Origin of the sequence: Lachnoclostridium sp. An14 (genome assembly GCF_002160755.1) — a bacterium.
GTDB lineage: Bacteria > Bacillota > Clostridia > Lachnospirales > Lachnospiraceae > Lachnoclostridium_A.
This window is the reverse complement of the sequence record NZ_NFLE01000054.1, coordinates 1-19,158: the sequence shown is the minus strand read 5'-3', so window position 1 is coordinate 19,158 and position 19,158 is coordinate 1. Positions and strand designations below refer to the sequence as shown.

Genomic DNA, 19,158 nt, shown 5'->3' with positions numbered 1-19,158 from the left:
CCACAGGGATTTTATACCCTTTTGACGGGTTAATTGAGTGATGTTATGGCTGCATGGATCAATTTTCAGATTCATGGTACTGTTATCAATTCAGATACTGTTCCGTGAATAATTTAGGTATTACTATTTCCCTGCCATGTCAACTCCTTTTTGTGCACTTTCTCCACTTTCTCCTTTACCGAAGCCGCTTTATGAAGTATAATTGACATATATTTGACGTATGTGGACCGGATTTAGACGAAGGTCCGGACAGCAGACAGGAGAGGCCTATGAATATCAAAGAATTTGCCCGGTTAGCCGGGGTATCCGCTTCCACGGTTTCCAAGGTGATGAACCAGAAGGACGACAGCATCAGCGCCGAAACCAGGGAGCGGATTTTAAATCTCGCAAAGGAATACGGATACCATCCCTATTCCTCTGTCCCCAGCCTGCCGTCCAAAACCCCTCTGATCGGAGTGGTGCTGCGCTCCCAGTCCCAGGAGATCTTAAACGGGATCATGGAACGGGCGCAGTCCTTCGGCTACCGGGTCATCTACTCCGTCAGCGGGAACAGTTTAAAAATGGAGTCCCAGAGCTTAAGCATCGTATGCCGGGCCAAGGTGGACGGCATTCTCTGGGAGCCGGTCTCCTCCGCCAGCCTGTCCTTAAAATCCATTCCGGACCGGGCGGGGATTCCCTATCTCCTTTTGCAGGCCCCCTGGGCCGGCGGAGCGGAGTGCATCGACTACTCCAGGCTTTCCGCCTTCGCGGTGGGGACGCTTTTGGAGCGGTATCACACCTCCATCGCCTGCCTGCTCTCCGACGGGGAGGAAATGGGGCCGTTTCTGGAGGGATATAAAAAACGGCTGTTTGACTCCGGGATCCTGCCGAAGGATTCCCTGGTCTTCCACGAGATTTCCCCTATCCTGCTGCAAAAGATTTCTTCCCAGCTGGTGAGCGCGGTGATCTGCTCCAGCTACGACACAGCCCTGGAGCTGTACGGAAAACTCTCCGCCCTCCACTACTCCATTCCCAGGGAGCTGTCCATCATCGCTATGCGGGACGGCGCCTTTCAGGAGCTTATTTATCCCTCCATCTCCTGCTGTCCCGTGCCGGAGCGGGCTTTCGGCCAGTTCCTGGCGGAAAAGATCATCCGCATCGAGGAGCCGGAGTGGATCCAGAAGACGTTTCAGCCAAAGATCTCTTTAAACAGCCTGGCCACCGTCTCCTTTCCGCCCCATATGCAGGAAAAACGGATCCTGGTGGTGGGAAGCATCAATATTGACCACTATTTAGATGTAGATACACTGCCCTATTCCGGCAAAACGGTGATGAGCACCGATTCCCTCATCTTCCCCGGCGGCAAGGGCATCAACCAGGCCGTGGGCGTCTCCCGCCTGGGCCATATGGTAACTCTGATCGGCAGCGTGGGAACGGACACGGACGCGGAGATCATCGACTCCGCCCTGGAAAAATACTCCATCGACACCTCCGGCATCAAGCGGATCCCAGGGGAACAGACGGGGAAAGCCTATATCTTTGTCCAGAAGAACGGGGAATCCATGATTTCCATTCTATCCGGCGCCAACCACGGACTGACTCCCCAGGACATTTCCAGAAACCGGGGCCTTTTCGAGCACGCCGGCTGCTGCCTCATCCAGACGGAGCTGCCGGAGGAGACGGTGTTAGCTGCCTGCGAGACGGCCAAGGCCTTCGGGGTGACTACCATTTTAAAGCCGTCCGCCTGCCAGTCAATCCGGCCGGACATCCTGGTAAACGTAGACATCTTAATCCCCAATCAGGACGAGATGAACGAGATCTGCCCCCACCAGTCCACCCTGGAAAAGCAGGCCGGCTTTTTCCTGGGCCTGGGCGTTTCCACGGTGATCGTCACCCTGGGAAAGCAGGGCTGCTATATGAAGTCCGCGGACGACGAGATGTACTGCCCCGCGGAAAATTTCCTCTCCATCGACAACACAGGGGCTGGGGACGCGTTTATCAGTGCCCTGGCGTCCTATTTGATGTATGGCTATCCCATGAGAGACGCCATCCGCATCGCCACCCTGGCCGCCAGTTTCAGCATTATGAGAAAGGGCGTGGTGCCCTCCCTCATTGACAAAAGCACCCTGGAGGCATACCTGCGGCAGCGCCATCCTGACCTGCTGGAGCAGAAAAAAGCCCTTCAGACCGATTCTGAAACGGTGAAAGAACCATTGGAAACCCAGGCTGACGGATGACGGGCCTTCTGGTATGGAGATTCCGGCTTTTAAGTACCGGAGAATATAGTGTCCTATGTTAAAAAGTGTGCGCCGGAGTGCACACTTGCACCGGAGCGCGGCTGCGTCAACAGCCACATTTCTTTGCGCGGAGTGCACAAAAAAGTGCCGGGCGCGGCATCCAACTGTCCGCGTCCGGCACTTCTTTTATTTTGTAAGATGTGAGGGTATCCAAGTCAGGCTCTCTCCCGATCCTGGTATCTTCGCAATTATAATCTCTTTAACAGTTCCTCTCTCTCCTTCTCATAACCAGGCTTGCCAAGCAGAGCGAACATATTTTTCTTGTAGCTCTCCACGCCGGGCTGATTGAACGGATTTACGCCTAAGAGGTATCCGCTCACGCCGCAGGCAAACTCGAAGAAGTAGAACAGTTCTCCCAGATAGAAGGCGTTCTGCTCCGGAATGGTAACCATCAGGTTCGGTACGTCGCCGTCGGTGTGAGCTAAGATGGTGCCGTTCATGGCGCTCTTATTTACAAAGTCCACACTCTTTCCGGCCAGGTAATTCATTCCGTCCGTGTCCACCTCCTCTTTCTGGAGAAGGATCTCCGCCGGGGACTCCTCCACATTCAGAACGGTCTCAAACATGATTCTGGAGCCGTCCTGGATGAACTGTCCCATGGAGTGAAGGTCTGTGGTTAAATCTACGGCTGCCGGCAGGATGCCTCTGCGGTCCTTGCCTTCGCTCTCGCCGTAAAGCTGTTTCCACCACTCAGATACGTAGTGAAGGCTGGGCTCGTAGTTTGCTACGATCTCCACGTTTTTGCCCTTTTTATATAAAATGTTGCGCACGGCTGCGTACTGAAGGGCCCCGTTCTCCTCAAAGGGCTGCTCCAGGGCTTTCTTCCTTCCGGATGCCGCGCCCTCCATGAGCTGATCAATATCGGCTCCGCTCACCGCGATGGGCAGCAGGCCTACAGCCGTCAGCACGGAGAAACGTCCGCCCACATCATCCGGAACGACGAAGGTCTCATAGCCTTCCTCGTTTGCCAGGCTCTTTAAAGCGCCTCTGGCCTTGTCGGTGGTGGCGTAGATTCTCTTGTTCGCCTCCTCGCGGCCGTATTTCTCAATCAGCATCTCCTTAAACACCCGGAACGCGATTGCCGGCTCTGTGGTGGTTCCGGATTTGGAAATGATGTTGATGGAGAAATCCTTGCCGGCCAGCACATCCTTTAAGTCGTGGATGTACTTGCTGCTGATGCTGTTTCCAACATAATAGATCTCCGGCGTCTTTCTCACGCCTTTATCCAGAATATTGTAAAAGCTGTGGCTTAAAAACTCAATCGCCGCTCTGGCTCCCAGATAGGAACCGCCGATTCCAATGACCAACAGCACATCTGAATCATTCTGAATCTTTTCAGCCGCTTTCTTAATACGGGCAAACTCCTCTTTATCATAGTCCACAGGAAGGTCGATCCATCCCAGGAAATCATTTCCAGCCCCCGTCTTATTTACCAGCACGTCTCTGGCATACATGGTCGTCCCTTTGGCGTTCTCCATTTCCTCTGCGCTCACAAAACGCGCGGCTCTGGAATAATCAAATGTCACTGTCTTTCCCATTGTTATCCTCTCCTTTTCTTCTGTGATGGCGGTTTCCCCGCTCTGTTCACAAAATATTCAACAACTTATTCCCATTATATCATAATTCCATTCGATTTACAGCTAAATTTCTCTCTTTTTAGGCTAAATATTCCCGGATGATCTCCCCTAAAAGCTTGACCTCCTCCGGTTTCAGATCCTTTAGCCAGTCCGCGTCCGGTTTGGCCTTGTCCCGGCTGGCAGCGATCTGTTCCAGGCTGCTCTTTAAGGAGGACGAATCCATCTGCGGCTCCGGCTGGGGCGTCTCCCGCCTCCGTCCGCGGCGCAGTCCTGACCGCAGTCCGCCTTCCCGGCCCGCGGCGCTTTCCTTATATTCTACCCGCTCCGAATCGTATAGCGCGGGGCTTGGCCCATCCTGGCTGCGGGCGGAAAGCTCCGCGCTGCGGCTGGTCAGCTCCCCATTCCGGCCTGTCCCCCTGCCGCGGACAGCCGGTTCCGCCATATGGGCGCCATCCTCTGCCTCCGCCGCTGCCATACGGCCTTTTCCCGGCCGGAAAAACAGGGAATTATCCATATAATCCTCCAGCGCCACCAAAAGCAGCTGCCGTCTCTCGTTTAAATTCACTCCCATATCCACCACCATGGTGAGAAGCCCCGTCAGGATTCCCATGGTGCCGTAGAGCGCTATGTAATAGGTATCGCTTCTGTACCAGTAGGCCAGAAAGGCCGCCGTTCCGCCCACTAAAAAGCACAGCATGGTGAGCTGGTTGGAAAAATTCGCCCATCCGGACAGAGAAACCTTTAAAAATTTGAAATCTGCCGCCTGGCGCTCCAGATAAACTGCCATGTTGCCCACGCCGCCGTTTACCCGGTAGGTGCTCTCGATGCGCTGTTTTAAGGTTTTCAGATTCTTATTCTTTGTCATCGCCATATTGGTGGTTTCCTTCGTTAATCGTTTGTAGAGGCTTTTCGTCATCCATTTGCAGAACATACTCAGCAAACACAGTCCTGCCAGTACATACAGTACTTTTCCCGTAGCTAAAAATTCTTGCATGATCCATGCTCCCCTTTCTTCCCGGAATTGCTTTCCAGATACCCCTAATTATAGCGGCCCAAATTTTACATGAGAAGATTCAAGTCCCTAGAATCGGTCGTCAAATTCCGCCGGGAATCGCACGGGAAGGGGGATTCGGAGCCTGAATTGCCTTTTTGTTTTCGGTCTGTTATACTTTGATCATGCTTCAGGAATGTTAAGAGCAAAGGAGGAGCAAACCAATGGGGTTTCGAATCGCTGATACAGAGGATCTGCCAAGATTAAAGGAGGTATACCGGGACATTGTCAAGGATATGGACAGCCGCGGCATCTGCATCTGGGATGAAATTTACCCCTGTGAATTTCTCCAGGAAGATATTTTAAAGGGACGGCTTTACCTGCTGGAGGAAAACGGCGTCATCCTCTCCGCCTTTGCCCTTTGCGGGGAACATGACGGGGAGACGAAGGTGGGCTGGAAAGACAGCTCCGCCAAGGCCATATACCTGGACCGCCTGGGTGTGCGCCCTGGCTGCGGCCGCCGCGGCATCGGAAGCCGGATGTTAAAAGAGGCAAAAGATCTGACAAAACAGGCTGGAGCCCGGTATCTTCGGCTGTTTGTGGTTGACAGCAACGAACCTGCTATTTCCCTGTACCAGAAAAACGGCTTTGAAACGGCGGACGGGATCTATGAGGAAGTGATTGACGACGATCTGGTGCTGCGGGAGTATGGGATGGAGGCGGAAATTGTTTAAAAAATGCGCGAAAAAGCCGGCCCTGGCATTTATCACCGCCAGGCGCCGGCTTTCTCTATTTCTATTTTACATTCTTCCCACCATCTCCAGCATCAGACGCACGGAATTCTCAATGGCCTTCGCCTCAAAGGTTTCATAGTCCATATTGGCGCTGTCGTCCGCCTTATCTGAGATGGAACGGACGATCAGACAAGGGATTCCGTTTAAGTAAGCCGCCTGGGCGATGGCAGCCCCTTCCATCTCCGTGCAGTAGCCGTCAAAGGTCTTTACCAGCCACTCCTTCTTCTCCTTGCTGTCGATAAACTGGTCGCCGCTGAGCACCCGCCCGCAGAACACTCCCACCTCCGGGTTGACCGCCCTGCTGCACTCCTCTGCCAGCGCCCGCAGCCTGCCGTCCGCCGGAAACTCAAAAATATCCATCTGCGGAACCTTTCCCACGGGATAGCCGAATCCGCTGGCGTCCATATCGTGCTGCACCGCGTCCGTGGCCAGTACGATGTCCCCGATGTTGATCTCATTTTTCAGGGAACCGGCGATCCCTGTATTGATCACCGCGTCCACTCCGTAATGCCCCGCCAGAATCTGGGTGCAGACCGCCGCGTTTACCTTTCCAATGCCGGAACGCACCACCACGGCATCCTTTCCCCGAAGTTTTCCACAATAAAAGTCCATGGCAGCCTTCTTTTCCACCGTCACGTCCGTCATTTCCTCTTTTAATCTGGCAACTTCCTGATCCATCGCGCCGATAATTCCGATCATATCCACAACCTCCTGCTGAAATTTTCACATTTGTCTCCAGTATACGTAACAGTTCAGCCATGCCATTCATAATTTGACGGATTTTCAAAATTGGCTAACGTTAAATGTTATTAGCCGTCAAATGATTCATGTAGGGCGTCCGCCCTATAGAAACATATGGCAAAAAACTGCTTAGTGAGCAAGCTCCCACGCAGTATTTTGCCATATGTTTCTGCATGGCTTAACTGTTACCAGTATACAGGACAAAACCATCTTTTGGCAAGGCAATCCCTTGACAATCCTTTCCAAGGACAGATATAATAAATGAGCTACTTAAGAACATGAGGGCTTTGAAAACAATGGAGGAAAGTTAGATATGGTATTTAAAACACGCGGAACCTGTTCCAGAGAAATTCATTTCGACATAAAGGACAATAAGCTCACCAATGTCAGCTACGTAGGCGGCTGCAACGGCAACTTAAAGGGTATCGGCAAGCTGGTGGAAGGCATGGACGTGGATGAGGCCATCACCCGTCTGGACGGCATCACCTGCGGCATGAAACCCACTTCCTGCCCGGATCAGCTGGCAAAGGCCTTAAAGGAGTACAAGGCGGCTCAGGCATAAGCGATGGCACGGCGATGGCCGTTGTCATGAAAAAGTTCATATGACAGAAAGAGGATGGGAACACTGCAACACACAGCGTTCCCATCCTCTTTTTACATCTGAGCCACTCTCTCAATGTGGATTCCCAAAAATCCCACTTCTTCCCGGCGGATCGGTTTTTTAAGCTCCCGCTCAAAATACCCGCAGATCTCCTCCGCCAGGCCATAGGACGCCGGAAAGCTCTCTCTGGCGTAGTCCTCCAGGTTTAAGCTCACCTGCTCGTCCCTCATAATACGAAAAATCATATACCGGATATGGCTTACCAGCCGGTTGTAAGCCAGGGAATCCGGCGGCAGGACCACGCCGAACCGTTCTTCGATCATGGCCACTCCCGTCTTCACCAGCCTGGCCGCCGTCAGGCTCTCTTCCACCTTCTCATCCGAGAGAGCCGCGTGGATGTGGAGAGTGATCAGTCCGGCCTCATCCTCGGAAATCCGCTGTCCTGTGGCCTCCTCGATGATCTGCCGTCCCTGCTCCGCTGCCGCGTACTCCCGCGGGAACATGGCCCGGATGTCCTGGTTGAAGGGATTGGGAAACTCCCGGCCCTCCTTCGCCCGCTGCACCGCCAGGGCGATGTGGTCCGCCAGCGGCAGCAAAATATCCCGGTTTAAGCTGGAAAACTGCTTTTCCGCCTCGTCGATGATCCTTCCCGTCACCTCCAGGAACACCGGCTCGATGCCGTTTACCGCCTTTAAAGCCGTTCCCTGGCCTTTTCTCGGCTCCGCCGCGTAGGCGGAGGCGTCTCCCGCCTCCGCGAACCGTTCCCCGTTGCGCTTTCCAAATCCTACGCCCTTTCCCAGAAAGATCATTTCCCGTCCGTTTTCCATGTCGTAGGCCAGAATTCCGTTGTTATTTAAAACCTTTATCACCCGATACATTATCTTCCCCCTGAGGATTTGATCAGATCAGCTCCGCCGCCTGATCCAGCGCCTTTACCTTCGACGCCGTCACCCGGATCTCCTCGCCGTCCTGCATTCCCGTAAACACGGTGATGCACACGTCAGACGGAGCATTCTCTTTTATATATTGTAAATCAAACTGGATCAGTTTGTCACCCTTTTTCACCTGATCGCCGTCTTTTACCAGAGCCTGAAAGCCCTTTCCGTCCAGTTTTACCGTATCCACGCCGATGTGGAACAGCATTTCCACTCCGTCCTCCGTCCGAAATCCCAGAGCGTGCCCCGTGGGGAACACAAAATCCACGAAACCGTCCTCCGGCGCCAAAAGCTCACCGTTTTCCGGCTCCACCAGAAATCCGTCTCCCATGGCCTTTCCCGCAAACGCCGGATCCGGCGCCTCCGTGATGGGTTTCACCGTACCCGTAAAGGGGGAATAGATAGCCCTGGCCGCCTGTTTCTCCGCGGATGCTGCGCCGGTCTCTTTTTCCGGAACGGCTGCGCCGGACGTCTCCGTCCCCGCTGATTTCTGGGCGCTGTCCGCCGCCAAATCTTCCTCGCTGCCGTGATACTCCACATCAGGAGCCGTTGTCAGATAGGACTGGAGGTTCGACTTGATTACCGCCACCTGAGGGCCGTAGATCACCTGGATGCCCTGGCCTTTTTTGATCACGCCCACAGCGCCTGTGGCCTTCAAGAGTTTCTCATTCACCAGCTCCGGCTTTGCCACCGAACAGCGCAGCCTGGTGGCGCAGCAGTCCACGGAAGTGATATTCTTCTTGCCGCCCAGACCGTTGGCAATGGCCTCGCTCAGCTCGTCCTTCTCGCCGTCCCCGCCTTTTTCCACCGCCTTTCTGGCGTTCACATCCGCTTTTGTATAAAGCTTTGTCTCCACGTCGTCGTCCTCACGGCCCGGTGTCTTTAAATCAAACTTCTTAATCAGGAAACTGAAAATAAAGTAGTACAGGAAGAAGTAAATGATTCCCGCGGGAATGATCCGCAGCCAGCTGGTCTTTTCATTTCCCTGCAAAATACCGAAGATAAACAGATCTAGCAGTCCGCCGGAGAACGTCAGTCCCACGGCGATGTTTAAAATGTGGGCGATCATGTACGCCGCCCCGGCCAGCACCACCTGCACCACAAACAGCATGGGAGCCACAAACAGGAAGGAAAACTCAATAGGCTCCGTGATTCCCGTAAACATACAGGTCAGAGCCGCGGAAAGCAGCAGTCCGCCGGCCGCCTTTTTCTTCTCCGGTTTCGCGCACCGGTACATGGCCAGAGCTGCCCCCGGCAGTCCGAAAATCATAAAAATAAACTCACCGGAGAAATACCTGGTAGCGTCCGCGCTGAAATGAGCCACATCCGCGGCCGCCAGCTGGGCAAAGAAAATATTCTGACCGCCCTGTACCAGCTGTCCGCCCACCGTCATGGTGCCGCCCACAGCCGTCTGCCAGAAGGGCAGATAAAACACGTGATGCAGGCCGAAGGGAATCAGCGCCCGTTTCACAATGCCGAAAATCAGGGTTCCCACATAGCCCGTGCCCGTCACCAGGCCGCCCAGGGCGAAAATGCCGTTCTGTACCACCGGCCACACAAAATACATTCCGATTCCCACAAACAGGTACACCAGCGTGGAAATGATCGGCACAAACCGGGAGCCGCCGAAGAACGACAGAGCGTTTGGCAGCACGATTTTGTGAAACCGGTTGTGCAGGGCCGCCACGCCAAGGCCCACGATAATACCTCCGAATACGCCCATCTGCAATGTCTGCATCCCGCACACATTGGCGATGGTGCCGTCCAGCACCCCTTCCGCCACGGAGCCGTCCGCCAGCACCTTACCGCTTACCAGCAGCACCGCGTTGATGGAAATGTGCATGACGAAAAAGGCGATCATAGCCGACAGGGCCGAAACCTCTTTTTCCTCCTTCGCCATACCGATGGCCACGCCCACCGCGAATATCAGAGGCAGGTTGTCAAAAATCACGTTTCCCGCCTTGCTCATAATAATTAACAGGGCGTTTAGCAGCGTCCCATCTCCCAGAATACTCTCCAAATGATAGGTGGAAATGGTCGTCGCGTTCGTAAAGGAGCTTCCAATTCCCAACAGGAGGCCGGCCACCGGCAGAATGGCGATGGGCAGCATAAAGCTCCGCCCCACCCGCTGCAATACACCAAAAATCTTATCTTTCATATCCGCTCTTTCCTTTCTTTTCTGGTCTCATAATCCCCATTTTTCCCATCTGGTATTCCGCGCGGCAGACGTTTCCCTCCTTTCTCCCTGGCGATTTCCAATGTCCGGCCCTTTTCGGGGAAGTTTGCCCTTTTTTAATTCCTTTCCTCATAAGCGAAAACGGAAAGAGGCTTTTGTGTCATAGAGAGCCTATTCTCTTAAGGACGCAAAAAAGGCATCAGCCATCAGACGCACCTGCCAGTGCGGAACTAAATAGCTAATGCCTGGATGTCCAGTAACACACTATCACATAATTTTGTTGTCCTACTCACAATAGCAAAATCGTGGGCGGTTGTCAATATAAATCTGAGAAACTTGCTCAGGCAGCCCGTCCCGTTTATTCCTAGATCCATTCAAATGAATCGAAACCTGACCCCTGTCAGTCCCGGCCGTCCTTTCACTCGTCCTGCAAAAGCGCCTGATACACCTCTCTCTTGCTGATGCCCCGGTCCTTGGCCACCCGTTTCATAGCCTCCTTCCGGTCCACACCCTGATCCTCATAAACAGCCATATGCTCCTCTATGGACATCTCCTCCCAGGAGCGCATTTCCTCTCTGCGCAGTTCCTCCGGGCTTTTGCCCTCGATCACCAACACCCACTCGCCCTTCGGCTCCTCCGTCTCATAGGCGGCCAAAGCCTCGTCGAAGGTGGTCTGCCAGGCCGTCTCATACCGTTTCGTCAGCTCCCTGCATAGGGTGAGACGGCGGTTTCCCAGGGCCTCTCTCAAGTCCTTCAGGGTCTTTACCAGGTGATGGGGCGCCTCGTAGACGATGATCGTCCTGGTCTCCCCTTTGAGCTCCTCCAGGATCCGCAGCCGTTCTTTCTTATCCCCTTTTTCCGAGGGCAAAAAGGCCTCAAAGCAAAATCTTCTGGTGGAAAGTCCCGACATGGTCAGAGCTGTGATACAGGCCGCCGGCCCCGGCAGGGATGTCACCTCCACCCCGGCCTCATAGCACTGCCGCACCAGCTCCTCGCCGGGATCGGAGATCCCAGGCGTGCCGGCATCCGTGATCAGCGCCACGTTTACGCCGGAAAGCAGTTTCTCCACCAGATACCTGGCCTTCTCCACTTTATTGTACTCGTGGTAACTGGTCATAGGCGTTTTGATCTGGAAATGGTTCAGCAGCTTGATGCTGTGTCTCGTATCCTCCGCCGCGATCAGATCCACCTCTCCCAGAGTCCGCAGCACCCGGTAGGTGATGTCCTCCAGATTCCCGATGGGCGTCGCGCAAAGATATAATTTTCCGGCCATACCCGTTCCTCCTGTTCTCCCGTCCGCGGGCAGCGCTCCCGCACTCCTCTAATATCCGTACACATCCCGGATCTCGTCCGCATAGACTCCCGGCTCCTTGAAAACGATCACCGGCGCCTCCATTTTTAGGAAGGCCCCGCCTCCCTTTACCGCCTCCAAAAGCACCATATTCGCCTCCCGGTCCACAAAGGGGTGAACCAGTTTCATCCGTTTCACCTCCAGACGGTGGGCGGACAAGGTGTTGATGATCTCCACCAGGCGGTGGGGGCGGTGAACCATGTAAAACCTTCCGCCGTCCCGCAGCACCTTCGCCGCCTCTCTCGCCACGTCCTCCAGGGCGCAGAGCACCTCATGGCGGGAAATGGCTTTGGGCAGATCTGGATTTTTCAGTCCATGGGCGTCATTCATGTAGGGCGGATTGGAGGTAACCACGTCAAAGGACGCCGCGCCGAAGATGCGGCTGGCTTCCTTAATGTCTCCCTCCACAATGCGGATCCGCTCCTCCAGGCCGTTGAGCGCCACGCTCCGCCTGGCCATATCCGCCACCTCATGCTGGATCTCCAGGGCGGAAAAATGCTCCCCATCCGTTTTCGCCTCCAGAAGAATGGGAATGATCCCCGTCCCCGTTCCCAGGTCCAGGGCTCTCTCCCCTTTCCTCACCGCCGCGAATCCGGAGAGGAGCACAGCGTCCATTCCAAAGCAGAAACCGTCTGTGCGCTGGATGATCTGATAGCCATTTCTCTGCAGATCGTCGATCCGCTCTCCTTCCTTCAGCTCCACCGTCATGACAGCTTTGACTTTCCTTCCTTTTTCTCCAGAGCCTCCAGCTCCTTTAACTCTCTGTCGTTTACCTTAACTTTGTCCTTTTTCCTTCTGGGACGGAATTTCAGCTGATCCACAGGATACTCTCTGATCTCCTTCTCGTCCTTATTTACCATCACCACCACCTTCACCAGCTGCCGCAGCACATTGACGCTGTGCACCTCGCCCTTCAGGCCGTCGTTTGTGGTGACGTAGTCTCCCGTTCCCGGCATCTTGCTGTTGAGATACTCGTAGGTTTCCTCCTCGTTCTTCAGGCAGCACATGAGTCTGCCGCAGACTCCGGAAATCTTGGACGGGTTTAAGGAAAGATTCTGCTCCTTCGCCATCTTGATGGACACCGGGGCAAACTCCGACAGATAAGAATGGCAGCACAGAGTCCGTCCGCAGATGCCGATTCCGCCCATGATCTTCGTCTCGTCCCGGACGCCCACCTGCCGCAGCTCAATCCTGGTTTTAAACACCGAAGCCAGATCCTTCACCAGCTCCCGGAAGTCCACTCTCCCGTCCGCCGTAAAGTAAAACAGCACTTTATTATTGTCAAAGGTATATTCCGCGTCGATCAGTTTCATCTGCAAACCGTGTTTCGCGATTTTTTCCTGACAGATGCGGAACGCGTCCTTTTCCTTCTTTTTATTGTTGGCCTCAATGGCCTCGTCCTCCGGGGTCGCCATGCGGATCACCGCCTTCAAGGGAGAAACCACCTTGGAATCCTCCACCTCCCGGCTCCCCAGCACCACAAATCCGTATTCGATTCCTCTTGCCGTCTCCACGATCACATGATCGCCCGTGGAAATGTTCATGTTCGCCGGGTCAAAATAATAAATCTTGCCCGCGTTTCGGAATCTTACGCCTATCACCTTCGTCATTGATCAATTCTCCTTCATAGTCAGAAGCATCAACTCCAGCGCCAAATCCTGGTTTACGTTGGCGTTTAAGCGCACCCTGGCCTTGTCAATGGCCTGCAGGATCAGCTCCAGCCCGTCGTAACCGGATTTCTCACAGATTTCGTTGATCGCGTTGTGTTCGTTTTTAAAGACCATCAGATTGATGTCCCTGGTCACCTTGTACATCAGAATATCCCTGTACCACAGCTGCATAAAGTCCAGACAGTCGTAAATATCCACGCTGTCGTCCTTTAACTCCTTAATGCAGGCCAAAAGCTCCGAGATGTCCATCTCCTTAATCCGCTTTAAAAGGCGGACCATCCGGTCATACATATTCTGAAATTCTTCAGATGTCGCCATATCTACCATTTTTCCTACGTTTCCTCTCGCAAATGCCGTGTAAACCTCCGCCCTGGCCTCCGATACCTGAAAATGCTCCATCAGGTACGCCTTTCCGGCGGCGTCGCTCACCGGCTTACATTTTAGCTGCACGCATCTGGACAGGATCGTCGGCAGAAATGCGTCCAGGTTTGTGGTGAGCAGCAGAATCACACCGTAAGACGGCGGCTCCTCAATGGTCTTGAGCAGCGCGTTCTGAGCCTGTACGGTCATTTTCTCCGCTTCATCCACAATATAAACCTTATATGTCCCGTTATAGGGCCGTATGACGATGGAATCCTGAATCTGCTCCCTCACGTCGTCCACGCCGATGCTGGCCGGTTTCTCATGGGTCACAAAAATCAGATCCGGATGGCTGCCGGATGCCGTCTGCTTACAGCTGTGGCACTCCCCGCAGGCCTCCTCCCCGCCTTTTTCACAGAGCAGGGCCCTGGCAAATGTCTCCGCCAGTTTCCGTTTTCCCATGCCGTCCTCGCCCGACAAAATACAGGCGTGGGGCACATTTCCAGTCCGTATGCTGTTTCGGAAAAATTCCTTGATGGAATCCTGGCCCAAAACCTCCTCGTATCCCGCCATCGCGGCACCTCCTCCAGTATAGCACAAATTTCAACGATTGGCACCTATAAGCTCCTGCGAATATCTGCCATCATCCGGTTCAGGCAGTCCTCCAGATTCTCATTTTCATACCGCGTCACAATCCCGTGACTGCTCAATTTTTCCTCGCAGAAGTCCTCCTGATCCGCCTGATACCTCCGGCGCACCTCAGAAAAATTCGGTTTCCTCTGCTGCCGCTCCCGCTCCATGGCCCGCTCAAAGCGCAGTCCATCCTCTACTTCCACGTAAAGGGGCACTACCCGCTCCGGGCCAAAATACTCCCTCAGCTTCCCGTAGGACTCCAACGTCCCGATCATCAGGCATCCGCCCTCGATCCGATCAAACTGGCCGTCGTCCACCGTGGCGTACGTCCACGGCCCGCACACCGTCTCATAGGTGCGGGACTCAATGATCCGTCCTTCCGCCTTCAGCTCCCGCAGCTGCGTTTCCGTCGTGAAGAAATACTCCACCCCGTCTGTCTCCCCGTCCCGCATAGGGCGGGTAGTATAGAGAGTGGCCGTCCCCAGCTCCGGCATCCGCTCCAGAAGCTTTTTATAAATCGTGTCCTTTCCGGACGCGCTCTTTCCCATCACACAAAATAACTTTTTCATGGCCGCTTTACCACCTGAATGGTCCGTCCTGACTCATCCGCCAGTCCCTGAACAGAAAGTCCCATCTCCTGATACTCCTCAATCGTATGCACCAGAGACGGCAGGAGCATTTCCCCAGGGGCCACAATGGGGATCCCCGGCGGATAGATATACACGAATTCCCCGGAAATCCGGCCTACGCTGTCCGACACTGCCACCGGCTCCTTCCCGGCAGTCAGCCCCTCATAAATGGTCATCTCCACCTCCGGCTTTGACGTCACCCGGCCGCTCCACTCCAGGTCGCTCTCCCGGTCCGGATCCTCCGGCTCGTCCGTCAGCTCCCTGTCGATCTCCAACAGGGCATCCGCCAGCCGTTTCAACCCTTCTGAACGGTCTCCCAGAGAGGTGATCGCCACCACGTAATCCGCCGTGCACATTTCCATCTCCAGATGATACCGCTCTCTCAGAATCCGCTCCAGACCGGCTCCGTTTAATCCCGTATTGTCCACCATCACCACGATCTTTGAGCAGTCCAGCCCGTAAACGCCGAACCGCCCCACCCATTCCTCATCCAAAAGGCGCAGGTGGAGCATCCCCCGCAGCTCTGCCCGCAGGTTTTGAAGGCTCCGGTAAAACTTTCCCATTTCCGTCCGGCCTTCCCGGTCCATATGATAAATGCAGTTTTCAATTCCCGCCATAAACAGATAGGACGGGCTGCTGCTCTGGAAAATTCTCAGATAGCGCTCAAGCTCCGCCACCGGCGCCAGATCTCCCTTCACGTGCATCACCGCCGTCTGAGTAAAGCTGGGAAGGGTCTTGTGAAGGCTCTGAATCACCACATCCGCCCCTAAGTCCAGCGCGGACACAGGAAAATCCTCTCCAAATGGGAAATGTGCTCCATGGGCCTCATCCACAATCAGCGGTTTCCCATACCGGTGCGCCGCCTCCGCGATCCCGGCCACATCTGACACCACCCCGTCGTAAGTGGGGGAAACGATCAGCACCGCCTGAATCCCAGGGTTTTCCTGCAATATGTTTTCCACATCCTCCGGCAAAATTCCGCCCTGTATCCCCAAATCCCCGATGACTTGTGGATAAACGTAGCGCACGTCCAGATGATTGAGGAACGCCGCGTTGTACGCCGCCTTGTGGCAGTTCCGGCTCATGAGAATCGTGCCCCCGTGGGAAACCGTCCCGCAGACCGCCGCCAGCACTCCGCAGCTGCTGCCATTCACCAGATAATACGTGTGATCCGCCCCGTAAACCGACGCGGCCCACTCCATAGATTCCTTTAAAATTCCCTCCGGATGGTGGAGATTGTCAAACCCGTGAATCTCCGTAATATCAATCTCAAACGGATTGCCATACTCTGCCCCCAGCTCCGGATTTCTCTTGTGCCCCGGCATATGAAACGGGTAAAAATCGGATGCACTATAAGTTTTCAGCCGTTTAATCAGCCTTTCCTCTTGTCTCATACCATCAAGTCACTCCTTTTATGCTCGTCTCATTCTAACACATGGGCCTTACTTTATCAAATTTTTTATAGCTCCCGGCAGAGTTTTTCTTTCCTCCGCCTGTCTTGACTTTCCATTTCACCAAATTATAATAAAACTGTAACCCGTTTCCGCGCTACAGCCGCACCAAAAGGAGGAACATTTCTCATGAGAACTGTAGAATTTAAAATGGAGCGCCCCGGCCTGGTATCCGCCGGCGACGTTGTCAATATCATTGAGCGGGAGGGAACCAGCAGCTACAGCTACATCATCGACCCGGCCGTGGCCATGTCCGGCTGCTTTGCCGCCCGCGACCGCATCAAATCTCCCACCGGCGTCGTCCGCGAGGTTCGTGAGAACTCCCGCGGTTTCTACGTGGTAGTAGATTTCGATGAATAAATTAACCCGGCCGTCAGCCGCCCTGCGGGATCAATTCAGTCCCAGCATCAGCGGCTGCGTCCATAAAATGCTCACGTTGCTGCTGTTCACGCTGCAGTCGTGCCAATAGCAGTAAATGGTCCCATCCTGCACCGTCAGCAGCTCCAGCATATCATTTCCCGTAGTGGAACGCCCGTTTCTCGCAGTGTTGCTGTCAATCACCTGCATCTGTCCGTTTAAACCGATCCGCACCAGCTGCCCATAATAGCTGTGATAGCTGTCCGGCTTAAACTCTCCGTAAATAGCCCCTTCTCCAGGAAAATAGTACATAGCCGTGATATTTCCCTGAAACCTTCCTGTCACCGCCTCCGTTGCCGAACCGTCCGCCTTTGCCCGGTAAACCGTGCTGTACCGCATTCCATTGGCATCCCGGTCCTCATAGGCGCTGAAATACACCCAGTCCCCCACCACAACAAAGCTGTCAATCCAAAGTTTCCCCTTCTGAAACAGCCATGCCTGGGAACCGTTGCTCCGGCAAAGCTCCGAGCCTGTGTCCTGATCCACATTGGCCAGATAAAACGTCATGCCGCCTGCCGTCTGTGCAGGCTGCTGAGCATATTTGATCCGTCCTCCGTCCACGCGCAAAACGGTGCCTCCCATCTGAACCTGTCCCGCCGTCTCCGGTTCCCCGAGAGCGTTCAGCAGATAAAATCCGTCGTCCTTCATCTGTATTTCTGTCTCCAGAGTCTCCTGGGTCAGCCACACCAGATTTCCCAGCACTTCCGCCGTCACGCCGCTCTCATCCGCATAGTAAAGCGTCTCATCCTCTACGCAGAAATCGGTCACTTCCCTGGCAATCACGCCGTAGGTATCCGCATTCAGTTCCCGGCAGATCAGACTGTCCTTCAGATCCTCATCCGCGTCCGGAAATGCCTCGTCCCTCACCAGCATATAGCTCCAGCCATCCACATCCTGTACCGGACCATGGGACACAGGAACCTCCAGCCGCTCTAAGGCCACGACAGACCCGTCCTTTGCCAGAGCCGCTTTCCAGTCGCCCAGCTCCAAAAAGCCTTCTGCCTCCTCCGTTTCTTCCGTCTGGCTTTCCCCTGGATCTCCGTCCCCTTTCTTCGTCCCCTCCGGCTCTGGAACGGCCGTCTCATCCTCCAGGGCGACTTCCATGGAATCAATCCAGTCCCCAATCATATTCTTTATCTTCCAGGTCCCAAAACAGGCCAGACAAACCACAAGCCCCACAGCTGCCGCGGATACCAGCCGCAGCTTTCTCCTCATTCCATGCCTGGTTGCCGTTTCTTTCCCTTCGTCTTCATCCCGTTCCGCCAGTCCCAGCCTGTCCTCAATATGGAAAAACAGCGTGGTAGCCCGCTCCTCTGACAGGCGTTTCTCCGTCAGCTGATCGCCTTCCTCCCCGCCGGCCTGTATTTCAAAAAACTCGTCCAACAGCGATTCCAGCCACAAAAATACACTCTCCTCGCTGCCCATATGCTCCGGCAGCTCTCCCAGCATTTCATACAGCCGCACATAAAAATCCGCCAAAAGCTGCTCCGCCTTCTTCTCCTGTCCCACCGATCTTAAAATCAACTGGTAAATTCTCTGATAGGTCAGAATGTAAAATTCCTCGAAAGCCCCTTCTCTGTCTTCTCTCAGCTGTGCACACACCTGTTCCAAAATCGTTCGTTCCTTACCCATAGTTTACCCCTGCGTAAAAATATGATATACTGCCTGCCCCTGCTATGAAAAAAGGCACCGTAACAAACTACAGTGCCTACCTTCCAAGAAAACCTTATGACAAAAGACGGAACTCCCTGATGATTCAGGGTTTTCCGTCTACTTCATCCATGAGACATCGGGGATTCGAACCCCGGACAACTTGATTAAAAGTCAAGTGCTCTACCGACTGAGCTAATATCCCATACAATTATAAAAATTGTAGTGCCTAGAACCGGAATCGAACCAGTGACACGAGGATTTTCAGTCCTCTGCTCTACCAACTGAGCTATCTAGGCATGAAAATTGCGGGGGCAGGATTTGAACCTACGACCTTCGGGTTATGAGCCCGACGAGCTTCCAGACTGCTCCACCCCGCGACGCTATGTTTATATTATATACAACAGTTGAAAAAATATCAAGTTCTTTTCAACTGCGAGTGGGGGAAAGTGGATTCGAACCACTGAAAGCACAGCTAACAGATTTACAGTCTGCCCCCTTTGGCCACTCGGGAATTCCCCCTTAGGTTTTGTTGTATCATCTTCCATGATGTCATTCCCGGATGTCGTCCGATAATACAACGAATGGGGCCTATAGGGCTCGAACCTATGACCCTCTGCTTGTAAGGCAGATGCTCTCCCAGCTGAGCTAAGACCCCGAACCTAATAAATTGTCACATTCATTGCTGAATGCTAGCGACCCGGATGGGACTCGAACCCACGACCTCCGCCGTGACAGGGCGGCGCTCTAACCAACTGAGCCACCGGGCCGTACTCAAAGAGTACTAAACGTACCCTCAAAACCACACATCAAATAAACCGCACATCCTAACACAACTTCCTGGTCAAGCCCTCGACCGATTAGTGACAGTCAGCTCCATACGTTACCGCACTTCCACCTCTGCCC

Annotated in this window: 16 protein-coding genes and 6 tRNA genes; 4 read left to right on the top strand and 18 right to left on the bottom strand. The window is 54.1% G+C overall.

The features are described from left to right. The first annotated feature begins 269 nt into the window (after positions 1–269). Positions 270–2,216 (top strand): PfkB family carbohydrate kinase, encoded by a 1,947-nt coding sequence (locus B5E84_RS18905; RefSeq protein WP_087226112.1) that lies wholly within the window; start codon positions 270–272, stop codon positions 2,214–2,216. A gap of 248 nt (positions 2,217–2,464) precedes the next feature. On the opposite strand, the gene B5E84_RS18900 is transcribed toward B5E84_RS18905, so the two are convergent. Further along, the gene (locus B5E84_RS18900) at positions 2,465–3,814 is read right to left on the bottom strand and encodes a glucose-6-phosphate isomerase (RefSeq protein WP_087226109.1); all 1,350 of its coding nucleotides are present in this window, start codon (positions 3,812–3,814) and stop codon (positions 2,465–2,467) included. 118 nt (positions 3,815–3,932) lie between these two features. Beyond that, positions 3,933–4,847, bottom strand: a complete 915-nt coding sequence (locus tag B5E84_RS18895) for a hypothetical protein (RefSeq protein ID WP_087226106.1) — start codon at positions 4,845–4,847, stop codon at positions 3,933–3,935. A 221-nt stretch (positions 4,848–5,068) separates the two neighbouring features. On the opposite strand from B5E84_RS18895, the gene B5E84_RS18890 reads away from it, so the two are divergent. Next, positions 5,069–5,578: a GNAT family N-acetyltransferase gene (locus tag B5E84_RS18890; protein ID WP_087226103.1), complete on the top strand. Its 510-nt coding sequence runs from the start codon at positions 5,069–5,071 to the stop codon at positions 5,576–5,578. 66 nt (positions 5,579–5,644) lie between these two features. On the opposite strand, the gene B5E84_RS18885 is transcribed toward B5E84_RS18890, so the two are convergent. Next, positions 5,645–6,337 carry a 5'-methylthioadenosine/adenosylhomocysteine nucleosidase gene (locus tag B5E84_RS18885; RefSeq protein WP_087226100.1) on the bottom strand — a complete coding sequence of 231 codons (693 nt, stop codon included), beginning with the start codon at positions 6,335–6,337 and terminating at the stop codon, positions 5,645–5,647. A 355-nt stretch (positions 6,338–6,692) separates the two neighbouring features. Between B5E84_RS18885 and B5E84_RS18880 the strand changes: the two genes are divergently transcribed. Beyond that, positions 6,693–6,941: a TIGR03905 family TSCPD domain-containing protein gene (locus B5E84_RS18880; protein ID WP_087226097.1), complete on the top strand. Its 249-nt coding sequence runs from the start codon at positions 6,693–6,695 to the stop codon at positions 6,939–6,941. Positions 6,942–7,033: 92 nt separating this feature from the next. Here B5E84_RS18880 and B5E84_RS18875 read toward each other — a convergent pair whose 3' ends face one another. From B5E84_RS18875 to B5E84_RS18840, 8 genes are all read right to left on the bottom strand, one after another. Then, positions 7,034–7,858: a PRD domain-containing protein gene (locus tag B5E84_RS18875; protein ID WP_087226094.1), complete on the bottom strand. Its 825-nt coding sequence runs from the start codon at positions 7,856–7,858 to the stop codon at positions 7,034–7,036. A 22-nt stretch (positions 7,859–7,880) separates the two neighbouring features. Beyond that, positions 7,881–10,073 (bottom strand): PTS sugar transporter subunit IIABC, encoded by a 2,193-nt coding sequence (locus tag B5E84_RS18870; protein WP_087226091.1) that lies wholly within the window; start codon positions 10,071–10,073, stop codon positions 7,881–7,883. A gap of 436 nt (positions 10,074–10,509) precedes the next feature. Further along, entirely contained in the window at positions 10,510–11,364 is an 855-nt protein-coding gene (rsmI, locus tag B5E84_RS18865) for a 16S rRNA (cytidine(1402)-2'-O)-methyltransferase (RefSeq protein ID WP_087226088.1), read from the bottom strand. Between the two features lie 48 nt (positions 11,365–11,412). Then, positions 11,413–12,150: a tRNA1(Val) (adenine(37)-N6)-methyltransferase gene (locus B5E84_RS18860; protein WP_087226085.1), complete on the bottom strand. Its 738-nt coding sequence runs from the start codon at positions 12,148–12,150 to the stop codon at positions 11,413–11,415. Continuing rightward, positions 12,147–13,052, bottom strand: a complete 906-nt coding sequence (locus B5E84_RS18855; RefSeq protein ID WP_087226082.1) for a PSP1 domain-containing protein — start codon at positions 13,050–13,052, stop codon at positions 12,147–12,149. The genes B5E84_RS18860 and B5E84_RS18855 overlap by 4 nt, the downstream gene beginning before the upstream one ends. Positions 13,053–13,055: 3 nt before the next feature. Further along, positions 13,056–14,045: a DNA polymerase III subunit delta' gene (gene holB, locus B5E84_RS18850; protein WP_087226079.1), complete on the bottom strand. Its 990-nt coding sequence runs from the start codon at positions 14,043–14,045 to the stop codon at positions 13,056–13,058. Positions 14,046–14,089: 44 nt separating this feature from the next. Next, on the bottom strand, positions 14,090–14,674 hold the full coding sequence (locus B5E84_RS18845) for a nucleoside/nucleotide kinase family protein (protein ID WP_087226076.1): 585 nt from the start codon (positions 14,672–14,674) through the stop codon (positions 14,090–14,092). Next, the gene (locus tag B5E84_RS18840) at positions 14,671–16,128 is read right to left on the bottom strand and encodes an aminotransferase class I/II-fold pyridoxal phosphate-dependent enzyme (RefSeq protein WP_087226073.1); all 1,458 of its coding nucleotides are present in this window, start codon (positions 16,126–16,128) and stop codon (positions 14,671–14,673) included. Before B5E84_RS18840 ends, B5E84_RS18845 begins: the two co-directional genes overlap by 4 nt. A gap of 186 nt (positions 16,129–16,314) precedes the next feature. On the opposite strand from B5E84_RS18840, the gene B5E84_RS18835 reads away from it, so the two are divergent. Further along, positions 16,315–16,545 carry a hypothetical protein gene (locus tag B5E84_RS18835; RefSeq protein ID WP_087226070.1) on the top strand — a complete coding sequence of 77 codons (231 nt, stop codon included), beginning with the start codon at positions 16,315–16,317 and terminating at the stop codon, positions 16,543–16,545. Between the two features lie 30 nt (positions 16,546–16,575). On the opposite strand, the gene B5E84_RS18830 is transcribed toward B5E84_RS18835, so the two are convergent. From B5E84_RS18830 to B5E84_RS18800, 7 genes are all read right to left on the bottom strand, one after another. After that, on the bottom strand, positions 16,576–18,234 hold the full coding sequence (locus tag B5E84_RS18830; protein ID WP_143469275.1) for an RNA polymerase sigma factor: 1,659 nt from the start codon (positions 18,232–18,234) through the stop codon (positions 16,576–16,578). 150 nt (positions 18,235–18,384) lie between these two features. Then, positions 18,385–18,457: transfer RNA gene (locus B5E84_RS18825), tRNA-Lys, on the bottom strand. 21 nt (positions 18,458–18,478) lie between these two features. Next, positions 18,479–18,551, bottom strand: a tRNA-Phe gene (locus tag B5E84_RS18820). 7 nt (positions 18,552–18,558) lie between these two features. Further along, positions 18,559–18,632: transfer RNA gene (locus B5E84_RS18815), tRNA-Met, on the bottom strand. A gap of 60 nt (positions 18,633–18,692) precedes the next feature. Then, positions 18,693–18,774 (bottom strand) — tRNA-Tyr (locus tag B5E84_RS18810). Between the two features lie 63 nt (positions 18,775–18,837). Next, positions 18,838–18,910: transfer RNA gene (locus B5E84_RS18805), tRNA-Val, on the bottom strand. Between the two features lie 38 nt (positions 18,911–18,948). Further along, positions 18,949–19,022: transfer RNA gene (locus B5E84_RS18800), tRNA-Asp, on the bottom strand. Between the last annotated feature and the right edge of the window lie 136 nt (positions 19,023–19,158).